This is a genomic window from Bacillus sp. RC242 (assembly GCF_044908245.1).
Classification (GTDB): domain Bacteria; phylum Bacillota; class Bacilli; order Bacillales; family Bacillaceae_G; genus Bacillus_A; species Bacillus_A mycoides.
Genome location: NZ_JBIYCZ010000007.1, coordinates 143,331 through 163,194 on the forward strand (window position 1 = coordinate 143,331; position 19,864 = coordinate 163,194).

General features: G+C 30.1%; 8 protein-coding genes. 2 read left to right on the plus strand and 6 right to left on the minus strand.

What is annotated here, in order from left to right; all coding sequences use genetic code 11:
- Positions 1-815: 815 nt before the first annotated feature.
- Entirely contained in the window at positions 816-2,138 is a 1,323-nt protein-coding gene (locus ABH957_RS15720; RefSeq protein ID WP_404511676.1) for a hypothetical protein, read from the plus strand.
- 99 nt (positions 2,139-2,237) lie between these two features.
- Here ABH957_RS15720 and ABH957_RS15725 read toward each other — a convergent pair whose 3' ends face one another.
- From ABH957_RS15725 to ABH957_RS15750, 6 genes are all read right to left on the minus strand, one after another.
- Entirely contained in the window at positions 2,238-3,206 is a 969-nt protein-coding gene (locus tag ABH957_RS15725; protein WP_404511678.1) for a ketopantoate reductase family protein, read from the minus strand.
- A 159-nt stretch (positions 3,207-3,365) separates the two neighbouring features.
- Positions 3,366-10,382, minus strand: a complete 7,017-nt coding sequence (locus tag ABH957_RS15730; RefSeq protein WP_404511680.1) for an HAD-IIIC family phosphatase — start codon at positions 10,380-10,382, stop codon at positions 3,366-3,368.
- Between the two features lie 18 nt (positions 10,383-10,400).
- Positions 10,401-11,708 (minus strand): ACP S-malonyltransferase, encoded by a 1,308-nt coding sequence (gene fabD, locus ABH957_RS15735; RefSeq protein ID WP_404511682.1) that lies wholly within the window; start codon positions 11,706-11,708, stop codon positions 10,401-10,403.
- Positions 11,709-14,342: a non-ribosomal peptide synthetase gene (locus ABH957_RS15740; RefSeq protein ID WP_404511684.1), complete on the minus strand. Its 2,634-nt coding sequence runs from the start codon at positions 14,340-14,342 to the stop codon at positions 11,709-11,711.
- Between the two features lie 94 nt (positions 14,343-14,436).
- Positions 14,437-15,162, minus strand: coding sequence for a thioesterase II family protein (locus tag ABH957_RS15745; RefSeq protein ID WP_404511686.1), 726 nt, complete (start codon positions 15,160-15,162; stop codon positions 14,437-14,439).
- A gap of 458 nt (positions 15,163-15,620) precedes the next feature.
- Positions 15,621-17,909 carry an MMPL family transporter gene (locus tag ABH957_RS15750; RefSeq protein WP_404511688.1) on the minus strand — a complete coding sequence of 763 codons (2,289 nt, stop codon included), beginning with the start codon at positions 17,907-17,909 and terminating at the stop codon, positions 15,621-15,623.
- Between the two features lie 911 nt (positions 17,910-18,820).
- Between ABH957_RS15750 and ABH957_RS15755 the strand changes: the two genes are divergently transcribed.
- Entirely contained in the window at positions 18,821-19,534 is a 714-nt protein-coding gene (locus tag ABH957_RS15755; protein WP_404511690.1) for a 4'-phosphopantetheinyl transferase family protein, read from the plus strand.
- Positions 19,535-19,864: the final 330 nt, after the last annotated feature.

The window sequence follows — 19,864 nt, forward strand, 5'->3', positions numbered from 1 at the left end:
TTAACAAAAGATTACGTTGCACATTATTGCCCCGTATCAGAAAATACTAAAGTTGGGATTATACATTAATTTCAATGCATTAGTAACTTTCTACACCGGGTGGCAACGTGTGGACCACCATCCTTAATTAAATATATAAATCATATTTTTATTTTAAGCAGCAATTAGTTGTAACTAATTCGATTACAACCTTTTGTAACTATATTAGTTACAACTATAGTAGAAGTCAATTCTTTTTTAACAAAAACAATAAATTTCTACCCTAACGCTTTTAGAATTCTATTATTAAAAACTGGCTTCTTGTTCTTAAATTTGTTAAAAAGCTTAGTAAAGCCCTTAAAAAATATATGCTACTGAGTTGATAAGAAGCTATGTTATCCATTAACCCTGTATCCGGCCCTGTATTTTCTATAGGGTCTTTATTTATTAGTTTTATTTTTAGATTGTTTATAACTAACAATAAATTCCCAAAAAAAAGATTTTAAAGTATTCTATGCCAAACAAGATAGTTAACAACATAAAAATGGTGTTTACTACCTTAATTGAATATTAGTAATAGTGTAACGCGTTTTATATAAATAAAAAGGTACTCTGCGCTTATGTTGTATATCACACTCTCGGAATAGCAAAAACCCTTATAAAATTACTTACACCCCTAATATAGATAGTAGTGCTCCTTTTAATATTTAATATTTAATATTTTGATTCTATAACAATTTAAATTTTGTTTATAAATTACATATTTTCTAAAAAATATGTAATATCGAGATATTTTGGTATATAATAGTAAAAAAGGGAAAAGGGGTAATTTATGTATGAGTGAATTAACAATTAATAAACATTTTTCTAACCTTCCAGATGAATTTCCAACCAGTGGCCAGGATTGGGCCAATCATATTGCGGGTTTTTATAATTCAGACACTCCAATTAAAGTAGTATTAGAATTTGAAAGTCACTTAGATTTATATATAATGAAAAAAGCAATTAGATTCTCTATTGATGCTGTACCAGTCCTAGGTTGTAGCTTTGAAGAAAGAGACTCAGCACCTGTTTGGAAACGATTTATAAATATTGACGCTATGGAATGGTGTTTATTCGAAGAATCTCAAAATCAGCAAGCTTCTTTAGAAAACTTCCTTATTTCATCCTTTCTTCCAAATAACCGGCAATTCCAAACAAAATTAATTCGCACAGATTCTAATGATATACTTTGTCTAGTTTTCAATCATGCTTGTACTGACGCAGCTGGTATTAAAGACTATTTAAATATACTATCAGAAATTTATAATAACTTTTTAGAAAATAAGGATTATTATCCGGTATCGAATGACTTTGAAAACATGGATACTCAAAAAATTTTCAACAATTTAGGTATATCTAATTTAAGCCAGGCTTGGAATCCTAAACAAGAAGCCTCAACACCAACGTGGGCATTTCCCTATAACAAAGAAAAAAAACAATCTCTAAAAGTAGCTATCCATAAATTGAATCAAAAAGAGTTTAAGTCACTGTATTTATATGCTAAAGAAAGAGATGCGACAATTAATGATCTGATAATGACCGCTTTTTATCGAGCCTTGTTTGCTCTTATTAAAACTAATGATTTGGAACCAATGGAGATTACGACGACTGCTGATTTACGCCGATTCCTCCCTACAAAAAAAGCTCAATCTATTTGTAATCTATCTGGGAAAATAAATATGAAATTAATGAAAATAAATAATGAGACATTTGATGGCACATTAAATCGAATTTCACTCATGATGAAGAACCTTAAGAAAAATAATCCTGGTATAAATAATGCAATTGCTATGGAGCTATTGAGAGGAATGGGATATAAAAATGTTTCTTTATTTTTAGAGAATTCCTCAAAAAAGGCGATAGCTAACGAAAAATCGTCTCCCCTTTTCTCTAATATGGGAATTATCGCTAAATATCCTTTAAAAATGGGAAATACGCTTGTTAAAGATGCATATATTGTATCACCAGCGGGATATCCTCCTAATTTTATTTTTGCCTTTGGAAGTTACAATGATATACTTACAATGACTGTAAGCTATTACGAACCTACAACAAGTACAGAGGATATTACTCATTTTTTCAACTTATTAACTAATGAACTTTCTTCACGACTATAAAATAATATATATAAATATATATTATAGTAATTCAAAAAATGCGAATCATCTTACTTAATTAATCTCTAAGAAAGTTGATTCGCATTTTACTAAAATTAATTATATTTGAGTAAATGTTTCTTCTATATTATCCACATAGTTTTTCATACTTTTCAAATTAGGTATACTTATATCTAACTTTATTCCTGTATTCAAAATATCATAATAAACTCTCTTCATTTCTTCCGTTCCATTATATAGTTCAAAAATCTTTCTTTGAGGTCTATTTTTTTTCATTTCAACCCAAAATCCCGTAGCAGCTAGCCAAGATGGTAAAAAGAAAATTTTTGCATCAGTAAATTCTTTTATATTGACTCCTCGAGCTTTACACACTTCTAAAGCTTCACGTATATTGAGTACCCCTTGCTGTAAATTTTGTATATTATCCATAAAATTTACAGCACTTCCTGATTTGACCGTCATACTACTAATACCAGCATTAAGTGCAAAGTGTTTCCAAAGCCAGTGTAGCATATTATTTTGAATATCAGTTTGTATACGAGCCTTATTAAACATTTTTGTGATCTTCTCAATACGTGGCGTTTTCTGTCCATCTACTTCTCCTAGAAAGACCTTATCCATTATTACTCCATTTAAAATCACACTATCTGTATTATAAAAACCTCCACCAGCACTAGGAAATCCCCACAAATATTTTTCACGTGGAATATAGCTATCGATTTTTTCAAAATCATCCCACAAGTGGTTGAAAAATAAAACATCTGCTTTTCCCATTTTCTTTGAAATTAAAGGTAAAACCGATTCTAATTGGTAATGTCTAACACTAACTAAAACTAAATCAAACTGATCAAATGAAGGTAATTCATCAACTATCTTTAGTTTATAAATTTCACTAGTATTTTCAACTCTTTTTTTGTCTCTACCATCAAAAAGATTTAATAAAATACCTTGTTCTAATTTTTCTACGTTCTTTGGACGAACATAATGAGTTACATCAAATCCTGCTTTAGTTAATACGTATCCATAAACACTTCCTATCACGCCCGCACCAAATATTAATATTTTCATTTATTCACTTCTTTCTAATCATATAGTGTTAATTTAATTTATTGTAACTAATTTTAGATACTATATATTACATAACAAACTTTCGCGGAAAGGTCTATAAACATATGTTATAAGTACCTTTCCGCTACAGTTTATTAAAGCAACAATTAACTTTAAATTCTAAATAAATTGAACTTCTTTAGCATACTCTAACATTTGTTCTACATGATTTTTTTCTATATTTGGCCATGAAAAACCCAGTCGATCCAATATTAGTTTGGTTTTATCGAATACTAAATGGAAGTTTGTATCTCTAAGATTACCCATCAGACCTGCATGTATAATAATTTTCATGATATTTTCTTGCATTTCTGGATTCTCAAAATTAGCAAACAATTCGCTAACATCCGTGATATTAATACTATCATAACCCGCACTTTGTAAGAATTGGCCAAGTTCAAGACTACTTATTCCATTATAATTGTAGACATGATGTGTTTCATTTCTTAAATCATCTCTATTAAACAATAATATAATCGCCTTACTCACATAGTTTACAAATGAAAAATCAATGACTTTTGCATCTAATGCAGGGACCATGTTCACTTTGATAAAAGATTTAACAACAGAATAAAATGCATTATCAGCGATATTTTCTTGGAACTTTAAAGTACTTGTATTGTAGTTAAGGTTTCCTACTCTATAAATAGTAGCATTTAGTCCTTTTTCCCTTGCTAAAACAATTAATCTTTCAGCCTCTAATTTAGTCCTAAAATAAATATTTTCATCTTCTTGTCCCACATAATGATCAAATTCAGTAAATAAAAAGTTATCTATACCCTCAATTTTCCCGAATGCAACTAAAGGTGTTGAAATATGATGTAAATCTTTTTGTTTAAAATTAAATGCAAATTCAATTAACCGTTCAGTTCCTTTAACATTAATTTCATAGGATTCTTCAAACTTTCCATAATGGCTTACATTAGCAGCTGAATTCATGACACAATCTATTATTTTTGCTAATTCTTCATATGAGTCTTTTGATAATCCAAAAGTCTCTTGCGATAAATCTCCACTATAAATAAATATTCTACCTTTATATTGCTCATAAAAAGAATCATTGAAATAGAATGCTAGTTTTCTCATTAATCTCTTTTGAGAATCCTGAGTATTTTCACCTCTAACTATTACGTGAATGTTACTCGTAGTTTCTTTTAACATATCATATAACATATGTGCACCTAAATAACCTGTAACGCCGGTCAATAATATATTTTTATATTCTTTAATGCTTGATAGGTTTATATCATTATACTCAGAGACTTTATTATGATACTCTTCTAATTTCGATTGAACTCCAGCATCCGTTTCGAAATCATCTTCATTTTTTGATTTAGCAATAGATTCCTTCTTATCAAATAGCGATAATAGGTAATCTTTATTAAATGGTATATTTTTCGCAAAACTCTCGATTGTATCATACTCAAAAATATCATTTAATTGAGCTTCGAATTCCATTGAGATCTTTGAAATTACTTGAATACCATCTAAAGAAGTACCTCCAAGCTCGAAGAAATTATCAGTTACACTAATTTTTTCTATTCCTAAAACCTGTTGCCATATCTCTGCGATTCGTTTTTCAGCCTCATTTCGTGGTGCAATGTATTCACGATTATCCTTATTTCCAATAAAATTCCCCTTTTTAGGTATGTCAACAAATAAATGAGCCGAATGCTTTTCTAATGGAAGTAAATATTTTTTATGCAATAAATTCTCTTCATTTGTTACATTGATACTCCAAGTTCGACCTGATGAGTTGTTTATCGATTTAGTTTCATCACTAAGCATGCTTTTATTTAAATCTTCTTTATTATTTTCAATTTGCGGCGTATCTTTCTTTTCATACGTACAATTATAATAGCAATCAATTATATCCATTGATTGTATAGTTTCTATAGGAATACGATAAATAGTACAGCCCTCAAGGGTTTCTACCTTTTCCCAATTTGATCTTTCAATGAAATTTAAGAAAGGTTTATTCTTTGCTGTTGGATAAAATTCAGCTTTTAAAAACTCAAAATCATTTTCTTTACAATATTTTGCCAATCCATACAATATGGCATCTTCAACAGTTCGTCCAAGTACTCTACAGCTTAATAGGAAAGTATCAATAAAAAGTCTCTTTTCTTCTTCTTTCGTAATAACTACTCCTACTAAACCATAATCTCCAAAACGATCCGATACTTCGATAGTCCAACAAATTACATCATCACTTTGCATGAAAGCTTCTATATCAGATTCTGACATTCTCTTTGTACTTAAATTAAATTGATTTGTTCTTTTAGTTAACTGTGCTACCCTAGCTATTTGCGATTTCTCAACCTTATTCATACTCATCTTTAATCCTAAACCCTTTAAGAAATTGGGTAGTGTTTGTGCACTTTTTTGCATTTCTTTTCTCTTCTGTTCAGAAACATACATTGATGTCCGCTTTCTATCTTCTTCTGTCACTATAAATCTATCAAAAGCCCATACATGTTGGAGATAAGATGACATTTGATTCGCATCTTTTGGTAAATGTAAAGTAAGAACTTCTGGACAATTCATCATAACTTCTGAGCATTCAGCAAAATTATCATCAATAAAAATAAAACTACTTAAACCTAAATTTAATTCCTGAGCTAATTCTATTATATTTTCAGATTTTGGGGACCAATTAATTTTGTGATTAACGAAATGCTCCTTCTTAAGAACCATGTTCGGGTTCTCATTAAAGACTTCCCAAACATCACTTTCATTATTCTTACTACAAAGTGTGAGTAGCATTCCCTCATCATACTTTTCAAGCATAAATTCTTGAAGCTTTTTAAAGTGCTCATCTACTTCTACACCTAAGGCACCGTCTTCACCGCAAACACCTTTCCACAGAGTATTATCACAATCTAATACAACCACTTTAAATCCCTGATTTTTCCAAGATTGTAATTTTCGAACAACCGTTGCTCCTAAAGCAGCATAATACTCATCTGTAAAAGGAATATGGCCTTCAGAGTCTTTTAATTTATCGAAAACCTCAGTTACATCATATTCATCGGTTACTTTTCTAAAGTCTAGAATATGAACGTTTTCCATCGCTTCTATCTCTTTTACCCATTCTAAATTCAATTCTTGAATACGTTCAGCAATCTTTTGGCTTAAATTCAAATGAGTTGAGATTGGAAAAACTCCTACAAAGAATGGAACATTTTTTTGTTTGTCTTTCAAAATAGATACCAATTCTGTATAGTTCTTGTCTAAGTTTGCTAAGATTGAGTCATCATTCTCTAAAGTTTCATTACGAATCCAGTCTTCAAACCTAATTAGAAGCAAATTAGCACCTGTATTGGATGAAATAAGACTCGCTGGATCAAGCAGTTCCATAAACACTTGATTATATGGAGCAAATTTAACATCTATATCCATGCCAAATTCATTTCCCCACCAATTTATGTAATCTTGAATAGGTTCAGCAGTAAAAGTAGCACTTATTGCTAAATCTAATTTAGATTGTGCAATTATACCTTTTGAAACTTCTTCATTTTTCAATCTACTCTGTTCTTCATCCCTGTCTATTGATACAAAAAGATCTTTTATTTCAGACACCGATTTACTAATTAATTTATCTAAAATTGCCTCGAAAACTTTTATAAAATCATTGATAGTTTCTTCCTTAAATAAATCTATTTTATACTCGAGCATACAATTTAATTCATTCAATTCATTAATATAAATATCTAATTTTACGTCTAATTGTGATTGATTTGTGGGCAAAGTCTTCACAGAAAATGGTACTTCTGACACTTTTAATTTGGTATTGGAGTCATATTCATTATGAAATAGTAATGCTGTATCAAAAATTGGGTTTCTTGTTCTATCAATTTTAATACCGCATTTTTCTATCATACTTGTATAATGAAAATCTTGATTTTCATAAGCATTCAAAAGTACATCATTACATTCCTTAATAAAACTTTCAATTTTATCATTAGGATTAATTACATTTCTAATCGGTAATAAATTAACAAAAGCACCTATAATATTATCCGTTTGTACATGTGTTCTACCAGACACCACTGTTCCTACCACAATATCTCTTTGTTCCGTATATTTATTAAGAAGAAGAGTGTATGCCCCAAAAAGTAACGTGTTTAGGGTTACATTCGTTTCTTTTGCCAAATCGGTTAATTTCCTTACTATATTACTCGAAATATTAAACTCAATAGTTTTTCCTTCAAAACTACGACTTTTGCTTCTATCATAATCTAAAGGTAATTTAAGTTCTGGTATGTTTTCTTTTAAGACTTCTTGCCAATAATGCATTTGCTTTTCCATTTGTGGAGTCTTTTCGAATTCCTCCTGCCAAATAGTAAAATCTTTATATTGAATATCTAAATTTGGTAATTTTTTTCCTTCATATAGATACATAAAATCCTTAATTAGGATATCGAAGGATACACCATCAGATATAATATGATGTAAATCAATAAATAAAACATCTCTTTGATCAGAAACAGTAAAAAGTACAACTCTTGCTAATGGTGCTTGATTTAAATTAAATATCTTAATTTGCTCGTTTATAGCCTGATCCAGCTCTGATTCAGAAACCGCTACTGTTTCTAAGTGCCACTCCACTTGTTTATGAATTTTTTGAACTAAATCCCTATCTGAGAATGTAAAACTTGTTCTTAGAGCCTCATGCCTCATAATAAGTTGGGTAAATACATCCTTAACTCGCTGCTTATCTAGAGTTCCTTTAAACATTAGTAGAATAGGAGTGTTTAACGCAGTTCCCATTTTCTTAAACTGTGATTGAGCAAAAACCTGTTTTTGTACTAATGATGCTGGGTAATATTCTTCTTGTTCTACCGGTCTTATAGTAAGGTCTGTAGCAAAGCTCGGTTTATTCTTCAATTTATCTCCATTTATTGATTCAGAAAACCTTTTAATAGTTGGATTTCTTAATAAGCTAGTTACTTCTATTTTAACTCCAAAGATATCACTAGCTACATTTACGATTTTAGTAGCTATTATTGAATCTCCACCTAATGTGAAGAAATTTTCTTCAACGTCTATCTCATCAAAACCTAAAAATTCGCCCCATATCTGAGCTATCCTTGTTTCAATTTCAGTATAAGCCCCATTCTCCCTACCTAGGAGTTTTACATTGGTTTTATAATTCTCTGTTTTCCCATTGAAGCTACTCGCCACTTTTTTATTTTCATCTACTTCTAGCCAACAGCGTTTTCCATTAAATTGATATACTGGAATTGATACTTTTTGAATATTGGAATCTCTATACCATGTATCCCACTCAATTTTAGCTCCTTTAATATAGGACATGCATATACTTTCTAACAGCTCTTCATTTGCTATATTATTAAATAAATTCTCCTGAACCTTTTGATTAACAGCATTACTTAATAATCGAATTTCTTCTTCCGTAATTTCACACTCATCACTATTTTTATCAGTAGAATCTACTACAACCTTGAAACTATTAAAATAAATTTGTTTATCCGCATTATTTTTTAGACCAAACTTTTTAAGATATTGAATTTTATCCCTTAGATCTTCTATATTATTTACTATCATTGCTACCCTATAATTAAAGTGTTCTCTCCCAGTATTTGCGGTATAACATATATTAGCAAAATTAGAGACTTTCTCTTCCTCAATAAAATTTTCATACTGACTTATTAATTCTTGCAATGATTCTTTACTTTTAGCAGAAATGGTTAGTATTTGTTTTTCATTACCGCTCAACTTACAGTCATCATCTAACTTTGGTGCTTCTTCTAAAATAACGTGACAATTTGTCCCACTTAATCCAAAGGAACTAACTCCACTTCTCCTAGGATATCCTTCATATTCCCATTTTCTTAATATGTTATTTACATATACAGGTGAATTTTCAAAATCAATTTTTTTATTTGGGTACTTAAAATGGACTGTTGGAGGTAATTCCTTATACTTTAATGCAAGGACAGCTTTTATTAATCCAACTATTCCAGCACCAGCATCCAGATGACCTATGTTTGTTTTTACAGAACCCACAGCACAAAATTGTTTTCTATCTGTATATTTATTAAATGCTCGAGTTATTCCAGCAATTTCTATTGGATCACCTAATCTCGTACCTGTTCCATGACTTTCTATATATGCAATTGTTTCTGGATTGATATTAGCATCTTCCCATGCCTTTAATATAACTTCTTCTTGTCTTAAAGCATTAGGAGCTGTTATTCCTGCAGAGCTTCCGTCCTGATTAACGGCACTTCCTTTTATTACAGCATAAATATTATCACCATCTTTAAGCGCATTACTTAAAGGTTTTAGTACTACTGCTGCTACTCCTTCGCCTCTTCCTGTACCATCAGAACTTTCGTCAAAAGTTTTCGCTTTTCCATCCGATGCTTCTATACCTAATTTATAATCATCATTTTCTAAAGGAAATAAATTTATTTTTACACTCCCAGCAATAGCCATATCACATTCGCCATTTCGAATATTTCGACAAGCCGTATGTATAGCAACAAGAGAAGAAGAACATGCTGTATCTATCAACATACTTGGACCTTTTAAATCTAAAATATAAGAAATTCTACTTGCAATCATTGAGTTTAGGTTTCCAGGTATAGCCATAGAAACTAGTGAGGTATCTTGTTCAGCTATAAACCTCGAATAATCATAATAAGTGTCTATAAAAGGTGCTGTGTTGTGCCCCAAATATAATCCGGTATTAGTTCCTTTTATTTTTTCCCCTCCATAACCTGCATCTTCAATGGCCTGCCATACATTTTGTAAAAATAATCTTTGGTTAGGGTGCATCAAACTAGCTTCTTTAGGAGATATTCGAAAAAAGTTATAGTCAAATTTATCTATCTCTGTTAAATAGGCACCTTTTCCAAATTTAATATTTTTTTCTTCTATACCTATAGATTTTAAGTATGAAGTAGAATCCTTTTTTCTTTTCTCTGGAAAGTTCCCGATACTATCCAAACTGTTTCTAATATTTCTCCAAAATTCTTCTATATCTTTAGCATCAGGTAAATTCACTGATATCCCAATAATCGCTATATCCTTTTCTGAAACTTCTTTAATTTCGGAAAAATCTAACGATGAAAATTCTTCCAATTTAATTTCATCTAATTTCAACATTTATTTTTTCCTCCCTTGTTATAAAGTAACTAATTCTTCTTTTTGCTTAATCACATGGTATCGAGTTAATTCCGGTATAATTAAATGTGCCTCTGTTTGTTCAAGTAATTCTAAAAATAATTGTTCTTTTTGTTCCTCCTTAACTTTTTTAGTAGTTAAAACCATATTGAGCATTTCAAACGCGGAAGCAATCTGTTCATCAGAAGGCATTTGCTTATTCATTTCCAGTGTTTCATACATATTTGTTATATTCCTATAGGGTTCAATTACGCCTGTTTTATAACTTTCTAAATCCCAGTTTAAGTTTTTTGAACAAATAGCGGTTCTAATACAGCTAGCAATTATATCTAATTTATTGTTATAAACAAGTTCCTCTTCATTATAGGCGGAGTGTGCTAATACTGATTTTAGTTTTTCGATATCCTTATTACCCTCAAATTGGAACACAGTTAATTCTTTCAAATTTTCTTTCATTAAATTTTTCAATACTGTTTTTGGCCCCATCTCAATTGCAAGTTCCACTTCTTGTTTTTTTATATATTTTACAGAATCATGCCACAAAACAGGACTAGTCATTTGTGCAGTTAAATTCTCAATAAGTTGTTCACGTCCCTCATAAGGCAATGCGTTTACATTAGAAATAACTTTCCATTTCGGATGATTATATGTGTACTTATGAAGTTCCCTCCTTAAACCTTCAGCTGCTTGTTTCATCATCGGACTATGAAAAGCTGCACTGACCTTAAGTGGAAATATAGTGGCACCTAATTTTTGTAATCTATTAATAAGTCTATCCACAGTAAGTACATGACCTGAAATTACACTTTGATTCGGTGAGTTATAGCAGGCAACAACTACCGGTTCCTTTTCAGTAGAAACTTTTTGACATTCCTCGTTAATTACTTTAACGTCAATACCACTTATAGCTGCCATTTTACCTTCCCCTAATTCTGCAGCTTGTTTCATCAATAATCCTCTTTTTCTAACTATCCTGAGTGCATCAGAAAATCGGATTGTATTACTACAAGTTAGCGCAGAAAGCTCTCCAAGACTATGCCCTGCTAATATAGACGGATTAATACCAATTTCCTGAATATATACTCGAAATGCTGCTACACTTGCCGTAAGTAATGCCGGTTGAGTATTTTCTGTTTGAGTTAATTTTAAAATATCCCCTTCAAAACATAAGGATGTCATATCAAAACCTAAGACATCATTAGCCTCTTCAAAAGTATCTTTGACTATAGCATATTCTTCGTACAATTTTTTACACATACCTACAAATTGAGATCCTTGTCCAGGAAATAACAATGCTATTTTTTTCATCTAAATTAGCACTCCTTTTGTTTCTTCAATATAGTGGTTCACAAAAATTTCTACTAATCTAATGTAGTTATTAAAGAGTTTCTTCATATTATCTTTGTTTAATCTTTTACAGTCGTACTGAAAATCCAAATCTATCTCATTTTGATTATTGTTACTACACAATATGAAGTCATACACATTTAACAATCTACATTCTGAGGATACTTTACTGTTAGCGCAAAATAATGGAATAACTTCTTCTTTTCCTTTATTCACTTTTCTTTTTAAAATATCTTTAACGCTATAAGTTTGCAGCAACTGTATATTACTTTCTTTTTGATTTATAAGTTTTAATACATTTAATATGTCTTTATTTTTATCTATAGTTATATTAAGTTGTTGAGCTTTATTTTCATTTTCGAACATTGTTTGAATTGTAATGCTTTCATTTATTGACACCTTATCTAATAGAATCAGAAAATTCGTTAATAGAAATTCATTTGTTCCTATCTTATAATCGGTGCACATATTCTGAATAGAATTTGTAATAGATTCATTTAATTTATATTTAAATACTGCTCCTTCTTCCCTATTCTTTTCAGGATTAAAAAACACAGCAGGAAATTTTATAGGAGTTAGCTCAATTTTTTTATAATCACCACCGCTGTTTTCAATATATTCCGCCATTTTGGAAATTGTAGGATAAGAAAAAAGGTCTGTGATAGTTACTTTTCCTGGATATAATTGTTCAATTTTTTCATGCATTTGTACTAATAATAATGAATTACCTCCCAAATCAAAGAAGTTTTCATTAATACTAATTCTTTCAACCTTGAAAACTTTCTTTACAATGGTTACTAATTTTTCTTGAATCTCACTAATTGGTCCAATAAAATTCTGTGTTTCGTAGGTATTAGTATCTAATTCTTTATTATTCATATTGGTAAACTGTGATTTTTCAAGATCCTTTAGCTCATTTAGTACATTAGTGAATTCTCCGTCCAAATACATCTTTCCTAATTTATACCTTTCAAATTTCCCACTCGTTGTTTTAGGTATTTTTTTCACAGGAATTACCTTATAAACATCTAATCCCATCTGTTCACTAATATATTTTTTTAATTTTTTACTTAAATGAATAAAGTTTTTTAAATCTTTTTTGTATAAAACAAATAGTAAAGTCTTATCGCTTTGTTCCTTCGGATCCGCTACTCCGCAAGCTACAATGTATCCTAATCTAATATCCTCTAGCCCTTCTGCAACTCTCTCTATATCATGAGGATAAAAATTTTGTCCATTAACAAAGATAATATCTTTTCCCCTACCAGTAATCACCAAACGCCCATTATTCATAAAGCCTAAATCCCCTGTATTTAACCAACCTGCTCGAATAGTTTCTTCTGATTTTTTCTTTTCATTGTAATAACCACTGGTAACATTTTTACCTTTTATTTGTATGTACCCAATTGTACAATCCTCTAATTGGTCCTCTTTTTCATTACATATTCTCATTTCAATCCCTTCAAGAGGATAACCTACATCAACAAAACTTACACAGTCATCAGACTCACTACTTCTTACTTTCTGACCAATTTTTAAAGAACTCCGATCTAGTTGAACTGTAATAAATTCTTCATTTAAAGTAGGAAAAGCTGCTCCTAAAGAAGCTTCTGCAAGCCCGTAAACTGGAAAAATAGTTGTTTTCTTTAGCCCATACTTTGATAATTCTTTTAAAAATTGATTACACAAACTTGGGGAAATCGGCTCTGCTCCATTAAAAATAAGTCGCACATGTGATAAGTCCCAATCACTTGCTATTTCAGGTTTATAATGCATTAAGAAATAACTATATCCAAAGTTAGGAGACGAAGTGATTGTCACTTTATGCTCATTAATCTTGATAAACCATAAAGTAGGTCTTCTGATAAACAGAGTAGTAGGAATAAAATAATGGATAGCATTCAAAGCAAAAGGAACAAGATGCATACCAATAATACCCATATCATGTGTCAATGGCATCCAACTAAGAAACGTTTCTTTAGCAGTCATATTTGAACCATTGATCATTTGAGAAATGTTTGTTAATAAATTTTCGTGAGTTAAAATGACACCTTTAGGATCTCCTGTCGAACCTGATGAATATTGAATAAACGCTATATCTTGTGGTACAGAAGTGAACTCTATACCTGGCGATGAAGATATTAAATTATTATCTGTAAGAACTGATTTATTTAAAACCTCTTTAATAAGGCTCAAATTATTTTTGTTTGCATATTGCTCCAATCCTGCAATTATTTTCTGGCTAGAAATTATATATGGATTATTTAATTTACTCCAAATTTTAAAAATTTTCATTTTATGTTCGTTATTATTCCCTATAGAAACAGGTACTGGTATAATACCTCCTAACAAACATGCCCAAAAAACAAGTATAAAATCTTCATTATCCTCAACTTGTAATATTAATTCATCGCCTTTTCTAATTCCAAATTGCTGTAGGGTATTTAATATACAAAGCGAATTTAAATATAAATCGCGGTACGTCAAAAATTTTTCGCTATTATTCCCATTTATAAAGCCAATCCCATTATGATTCTGTTTACCATTTTTTTTCAGAATATCGACCAATGATTTGAAATTTAACTCTTTATTCATTTTTTCCCTCCTAAATTGGCAATTAATATTTCGAATTTAAAAACCATTAAATAATACTTAACAGTCAATTCTATCTTTACTCAAAATTGGAGAATTAATTATGAACATTACCCAATTCAACCCTTTCTATTGTTTGGTTTACTTTTTCTATAATCTCATTTAGGTTATTATTAATAAAAAAGTGGCCTCCTGAAAACTTATGTACTACGGACTCTCCTGTAGTAAGATTTTTCCATCCATACACATTATCCAAAGAAAAATTATCTTCCTCTCCATACAGAATGGTTAAGTTCGTTTTCATTAGTATGGACTCATCCGAATATTCATATGTATCCATGGCCTTAAAATCAGATTTTAAGATTGAAAGAAAATAATTCAATAAAGATATATCATTAGCTATTTCTTGAGGAATTCCATTAAAATTTAAAACTTCTCGTTTAAACTCTTCCATTGGCAAATTATAAATATTTTTTTTCTTAGCAACAAATTGTGGAGCCTCCAAAGATGCTGTAAAAAAATGTACTGGCTCTTTATGACCATTTCGTTTCAACTTTTGACACAATTCAAAACCTACTAAACTTCCCATACTGTATCCAAAAATAGCATAAGGCTGTTTATCTATATGATTCTTTATCAATCCATATATATCACTTACAATTTCATCTACATTAGTAAATAAAGGTTCATCTACTCTTTTTCCCCTTCCCGCAATTTCTATAGGATAAAGTTCGATGTATGGACTAAGATATTTTTTCCATTTTAGATACATCACCGCGGAACCACCAGCATTTGGAAGACAAAACAATGTAACCTTCCCCATATGAATTCTCCTTTTTAACGAATTTACCGAAAGAATTCTCCTTCCTCAAGCGTGTGAAGGGCGATATCTCAACGTTAGGTGGGAGATGAATTTCGGTTTGGCATAGCCAAAAACTTTTAATAAACTAACTATATGAAGTTCTTTGATAACTTGATATATGAGGTTGCAGGAAGAAAATAGAGTGCGAAAACCAAGCCATTCGGTTCCTGTGTAAAATATCAACCGTACCAAAAGAGCGTCCAAGCGTTGGACATCTAGGGATGGAACACCCCGAAGTAACGCTCAGGGATACGAAAGGTTGCTTTCATCTTGGAACTGAGAAGCTCCACTATAAGCTTTGCTAAGTGGCGAGTAGTTCACTCTAGCACTTGTAATTTAATTCTTTCCATTATACGAAAACTTTTTTTATAACCTATTAGTAATTTTAGATTATCTATTTATTTCACTGATCTAATTTATTACATTATATTTTTATTTTTATTTAGAGCTTTCTCTTTCTTAGACACCTTATTAGAAAAAGATGGTAACCACCAATTCCATTTTCCTAGTAAGACCATTGAAACCGGAACTAAGACCAATCTAACTATCGTTGCATCAAGGAATATACCGACTGCTAATCCTATACCCAAAACTTGAATAGGCAACATTCCTGAAAACGCAAAACCCGTAAAGACAGCAATCATTAATAGCGCAGCACCAGAAATTAACGGCCCTGTTTCTTGCAAACCTACAGCAATACTTTGTTCGTTATTATTTGTTTTTCTATATTCTTCTTGTACCCTACTCATTAAAAACACTTCATAATCTGTACTTAATCCAAATAGCAAGGCTAATAATAGCACCGGTACAAAACTTACAATGCTATCGGCTACTTCCACCCCTAATAAATCTGCTCCATAACCCTTTATAAATATTAAAATCAATATTCCGTATGTAGCTCCTATAGATATTAAGTTTAATAATATTGCTTTTAATGGAAGAAGAATACTCTTAAAGGTAATTAAAAGTACTATATAAATAAGACCCAACATTAATAAGATTGATGGTAAAAGGCTGTTAAATATTTCATTATTATGATCCAAACTTATTGCTGTTTCACCACCAACATAAACCTTTAATCCTTTTGGCATATCCATTTTTGACTTAATATCTTTTCTTAAATTCTCAATTAAGTCACGCGTCTCTTTAGAAGCCGCAGTTTTTTGAGTAATAAATTCAACAACCATGTATTTTCTATCTTTGCTTATAAAATTATTAATTTCTTCCTGCGCATTTTTAGGCAACTGACTAGATGATAGCATTTGTGGTATCTTCTCAGTTGGAACACCTTCAAAAGCTGGTAAAACTGTATTTACTTCCTTAATTTGTTCCATATTATTTAATTTCTCTACCAGATCAGAAAGATATTGAAGATTATTTTTATTAACAATGTCTTCCTCCGATTCTAGTACAACATAATGCGGACTCAATTTTCCTTTTCCAAATGTATCTTGTAAAAGTTGAAAACCTTTTTTCACATTTGATTCTTGAGGTAAAATTGTCACATCTGGAGAGAATAATTTTAATTGAAAAGATGGTATTGCTAATGAAATTAATAAGATCAATGAAGCCATAAGAAATATAACAGGTCGTTTCATCACTAGGTTTGACCACTTTATCCAGCCTCTTGAATTCTTATTATTTCTTCTTGAAGACCGCTTTAACGTTCCCCAATTAATACGTTCTCCTAGTAATAATAATATCGCTGGCAATAAGGTTAAAGTCGCCAGCATAGCAACAAACACTACAGCAATTGCTCCAAATGCAAGTGATTTAATAGCAGGAATATTAACAATAAATAATATAGACATTGCACCAATCACTGTAAGACCCGAAAAAATTACTGAATGACCTGCTGTACGCATGGTTACCTTCAATGCTTTTTTAACATCTTTTTCTTTTTCTAATTCTATTCGAAAGCGATTAACCATAAATAATGAGTAATCCACCCCAACACCTAGACCAAGCATCATAGTAGCGTTCATAACGAAAACTGACATTTCCATATAGGAAGCCGCTATACCAATGATGCCAGTTGCTCCTGTAATAGAGAGAATTGTTATTATAAAAGGAATTAAAGTTGCCACCAAACTCCGGAAAATGAGAAATAGAATTATAAATATAAGGGGAAGTACTATCATTTCAGCTTTCACAAGTCCAGATTGACTAAAAGTAGCCATATCCCCCATTACTGCTGCAGAACCTACTAAATACGCATCAATATCTATATTTTTTGCATTTGTATTAAACCTTTCCTGAATTTCTGGTAAGACTTTAACTGCTTTATTTTCATCTATATTTAATTCAACATATGAAATTGTGGTTTTTTCATCGCTCCCAATCATACTTTGTTTTGTTTTATCATCTACATTAAAAATACTAGTAATTGATTTAACTTCCTTTTCTTGTTCTAGTTTTTCCAAAGTATTTTTCAATTTATCCTTATATATAGATGAATTAACTTTATTTTTTTGATCTTTTACCACTAAAAGAAGAGAAGGCCCTCCCCTTTTCTCAAATTCCTGTGAAAATATCTCTTTTACTTTTACTGATTCCGAACCTGGTACATCTCCACCACCACCAGTTAATTTTTGAGAAGTATCACCACCAGTTATGCCAGCAATAATTAAAATTAATCCCCAGGTCAATATAGTTATCCATCGGGTTCGAAAAATAAACATACCTAATTTACTTAGCCATTGTGCCAAAAAATCTCCTCCTAAATAAAATTAACTTATAACCAAAGGCCTAAACCTTTATAAATGTATTTTCTTAATAAATTAAATAATCGTTATATTTTTTATGGTTACTTTTAGTAGTATAACTAAATAAATCATTGTTAAGTTGAATAGATGCAGTTCATTAAAGTTTAGACGGTTTAACAAATCAAGAAAATCTTAATATTATTAAATTTATTTATTAAATAATATAAAATTATTAATTTAAAATCATAACGTCTCCGAATCAATAAACTGAAAAATAACACTTTTCGAAAAAAATAGTAATAATAAATATACAACCCATACGATTTCAGTTTATCATTTACTTGTAATTTATTTACATGTAAAATATTACTATCAGCTTATTCTAATGTCAATATTTAGTTATTGATTTTTTTGAAAATTCATGTCTTTTAGCTTTTTTTAAATCTTACAGAATGTTTCCAAAGAAGTTATGTTCAGATAACATGCAGTAACTATAATTACTTATCCAAAAACGGCAATTAAATTGTAGTTGTAATATTCCATTTCTCTCAACTAAAAAAAGTAATTGCAGGGTATTAGAAGTTATGAAATCTTATTAAAGTAAGAAATGTATCGTGCTAAGTATATCAGTTGAAACAAGGAAATTTATTACCAATTAAATACATCGAAAACAAGTACGATTTAAAAATTTGTAGCAATATTGTTTATAAAAATCCATCTGTTAACATAAAAACTAAATAAAAAAAATTAAGTTTAACTACATTTTAAACGTGCTTATTAAGCAAAACCTAACAAATATATTAATAAAATATTTTTATAGTTTTCTTCAAAATATTCATACTTACATTTAATATATTTAAATACACAATATGTTTTGAAATATTTTTATTACAATAGGGGGTATTTATGAAATTATGATAAAAATACAGGCCTTTTATATTCCTTCTCACATAAATCCATATTTGTTCAAACGTCTTTTAAAATTAGTGGATCTAGATAAACAAAAAAGAATCAATCAATTTACTTCAGTCAAAGATTCCTATCGATCATTAATAGGCGATATTGCTATAAGATTATTAGTATGTCAAAAATATCACATTAATAACAACGAAATATTCTATCAATACAATAAATACAACAAACCTAATATAGCTCTGTATCCTCCATTTTTTTTTAATATTTCTCATTCCGGTGATTGGGTTGTTGTCATTAGTCATACATCAGAAGTTGGAATTGATATAGAAAAATACCAGGACATAGATATAAATATTTCGAGTAAGTATTTCACTTATTTTGAACATCAAAATTTGCTATCATGTAAAGAAGAAGATAGAATACCATACTTCTTTGATTTATGGACATTAAAAGAGAGTTACATTAAATTTGTCGGAAAAGGTTTATCTATACCGCTTAACTCTTTCCTTATAGAGAAAACTTGTTCAGAACAATTTAAAATCAAATCCACTTATGAGAATTTTGACTATATTGAAAATGTATTTTTTAAGCAATATATTTTAGACAGCAGCTATAGCCTTTCTGCTTGTGCATCAACACCAAATTTCCCTAAAGATATTGAAATTTTCACCATAGATGATTTGAAAAGTTTAATCCTTCGACTAGAAAAATAATATACAAAAATGACAGATTACTAAAAAGTACATGCTATACGCGTAAGTTTACTGATTGCAACATATTTTGTGTAAAGTGTTTATATTAATTATTTATATATTACAAACCAATGTATCTTGTTAAATAACGCGAAAGCCATATCTCATGGTATTTCTAAATAAAGTTTGGGGACATTGTTTTTTTATTACCAATAATACGATAAGATAGAAGTGTGCAGTGACCCTTATGGTGATTCCAACCTAAACTGGAATGGGGCTAATTTACTTTGACCTTTTATATAGATGTGAGGCACTGCAAACTTTAAATTAAGTATAAGATTTTTAAACCTG

Bases quoted from the DNA above. Each gene is read 5' to 3' on its own strand.
- ABH957_RS15755 (WP_404511690.1), top strand. From the start codon at position 18,821: ATGATAAAAATACAGGCCTTTTATATTCCTTCTCACATAAATCCATAT.
- fabD (WP_404511682.1), bottom strand. From the start codon at position 11,708: ATGAAAAAAATAGCATTGTTATTTCCTGGACAAGGATCTCAATTTGTA.
- ABH957_RS15745 (WP_404511686.1), bottom strand. From the start codon at position 15,162: ATGGGGAAGGTTACATTGTTTTGTCTTCCAAATGCTGGTGGTTCCGCG.
- ABH957_RS15720 (WP_404511676.1), top strand. From the start codon at position 816: ATGAGTGAATTAACAATTAATAAACATTTTTCTAACCTTCCAGATGAA.
- ABH957_RS15740 (WP_404511684.1), bottom strand. From the start codon at position 14,342: ATGAATAAAGAGTTAAATTTCAAATCATTGGTCGATATTCTGAAAAAA.
- ABH957_RS15730 (WP_404511680.1), bottom strand. From the start codon at position 10,382: ATGTTGAAATTAGATGAAATTAAATTGGAAGAATTTTCATCGTTAGAT.
- ABH957_RS15725 (WP_404511678.1), bottom strand. From the start codon at position 3,206: ATGAAAATATTAATATTTGGTGCGGGCGTGATAGGAAGTGTTTATGGA.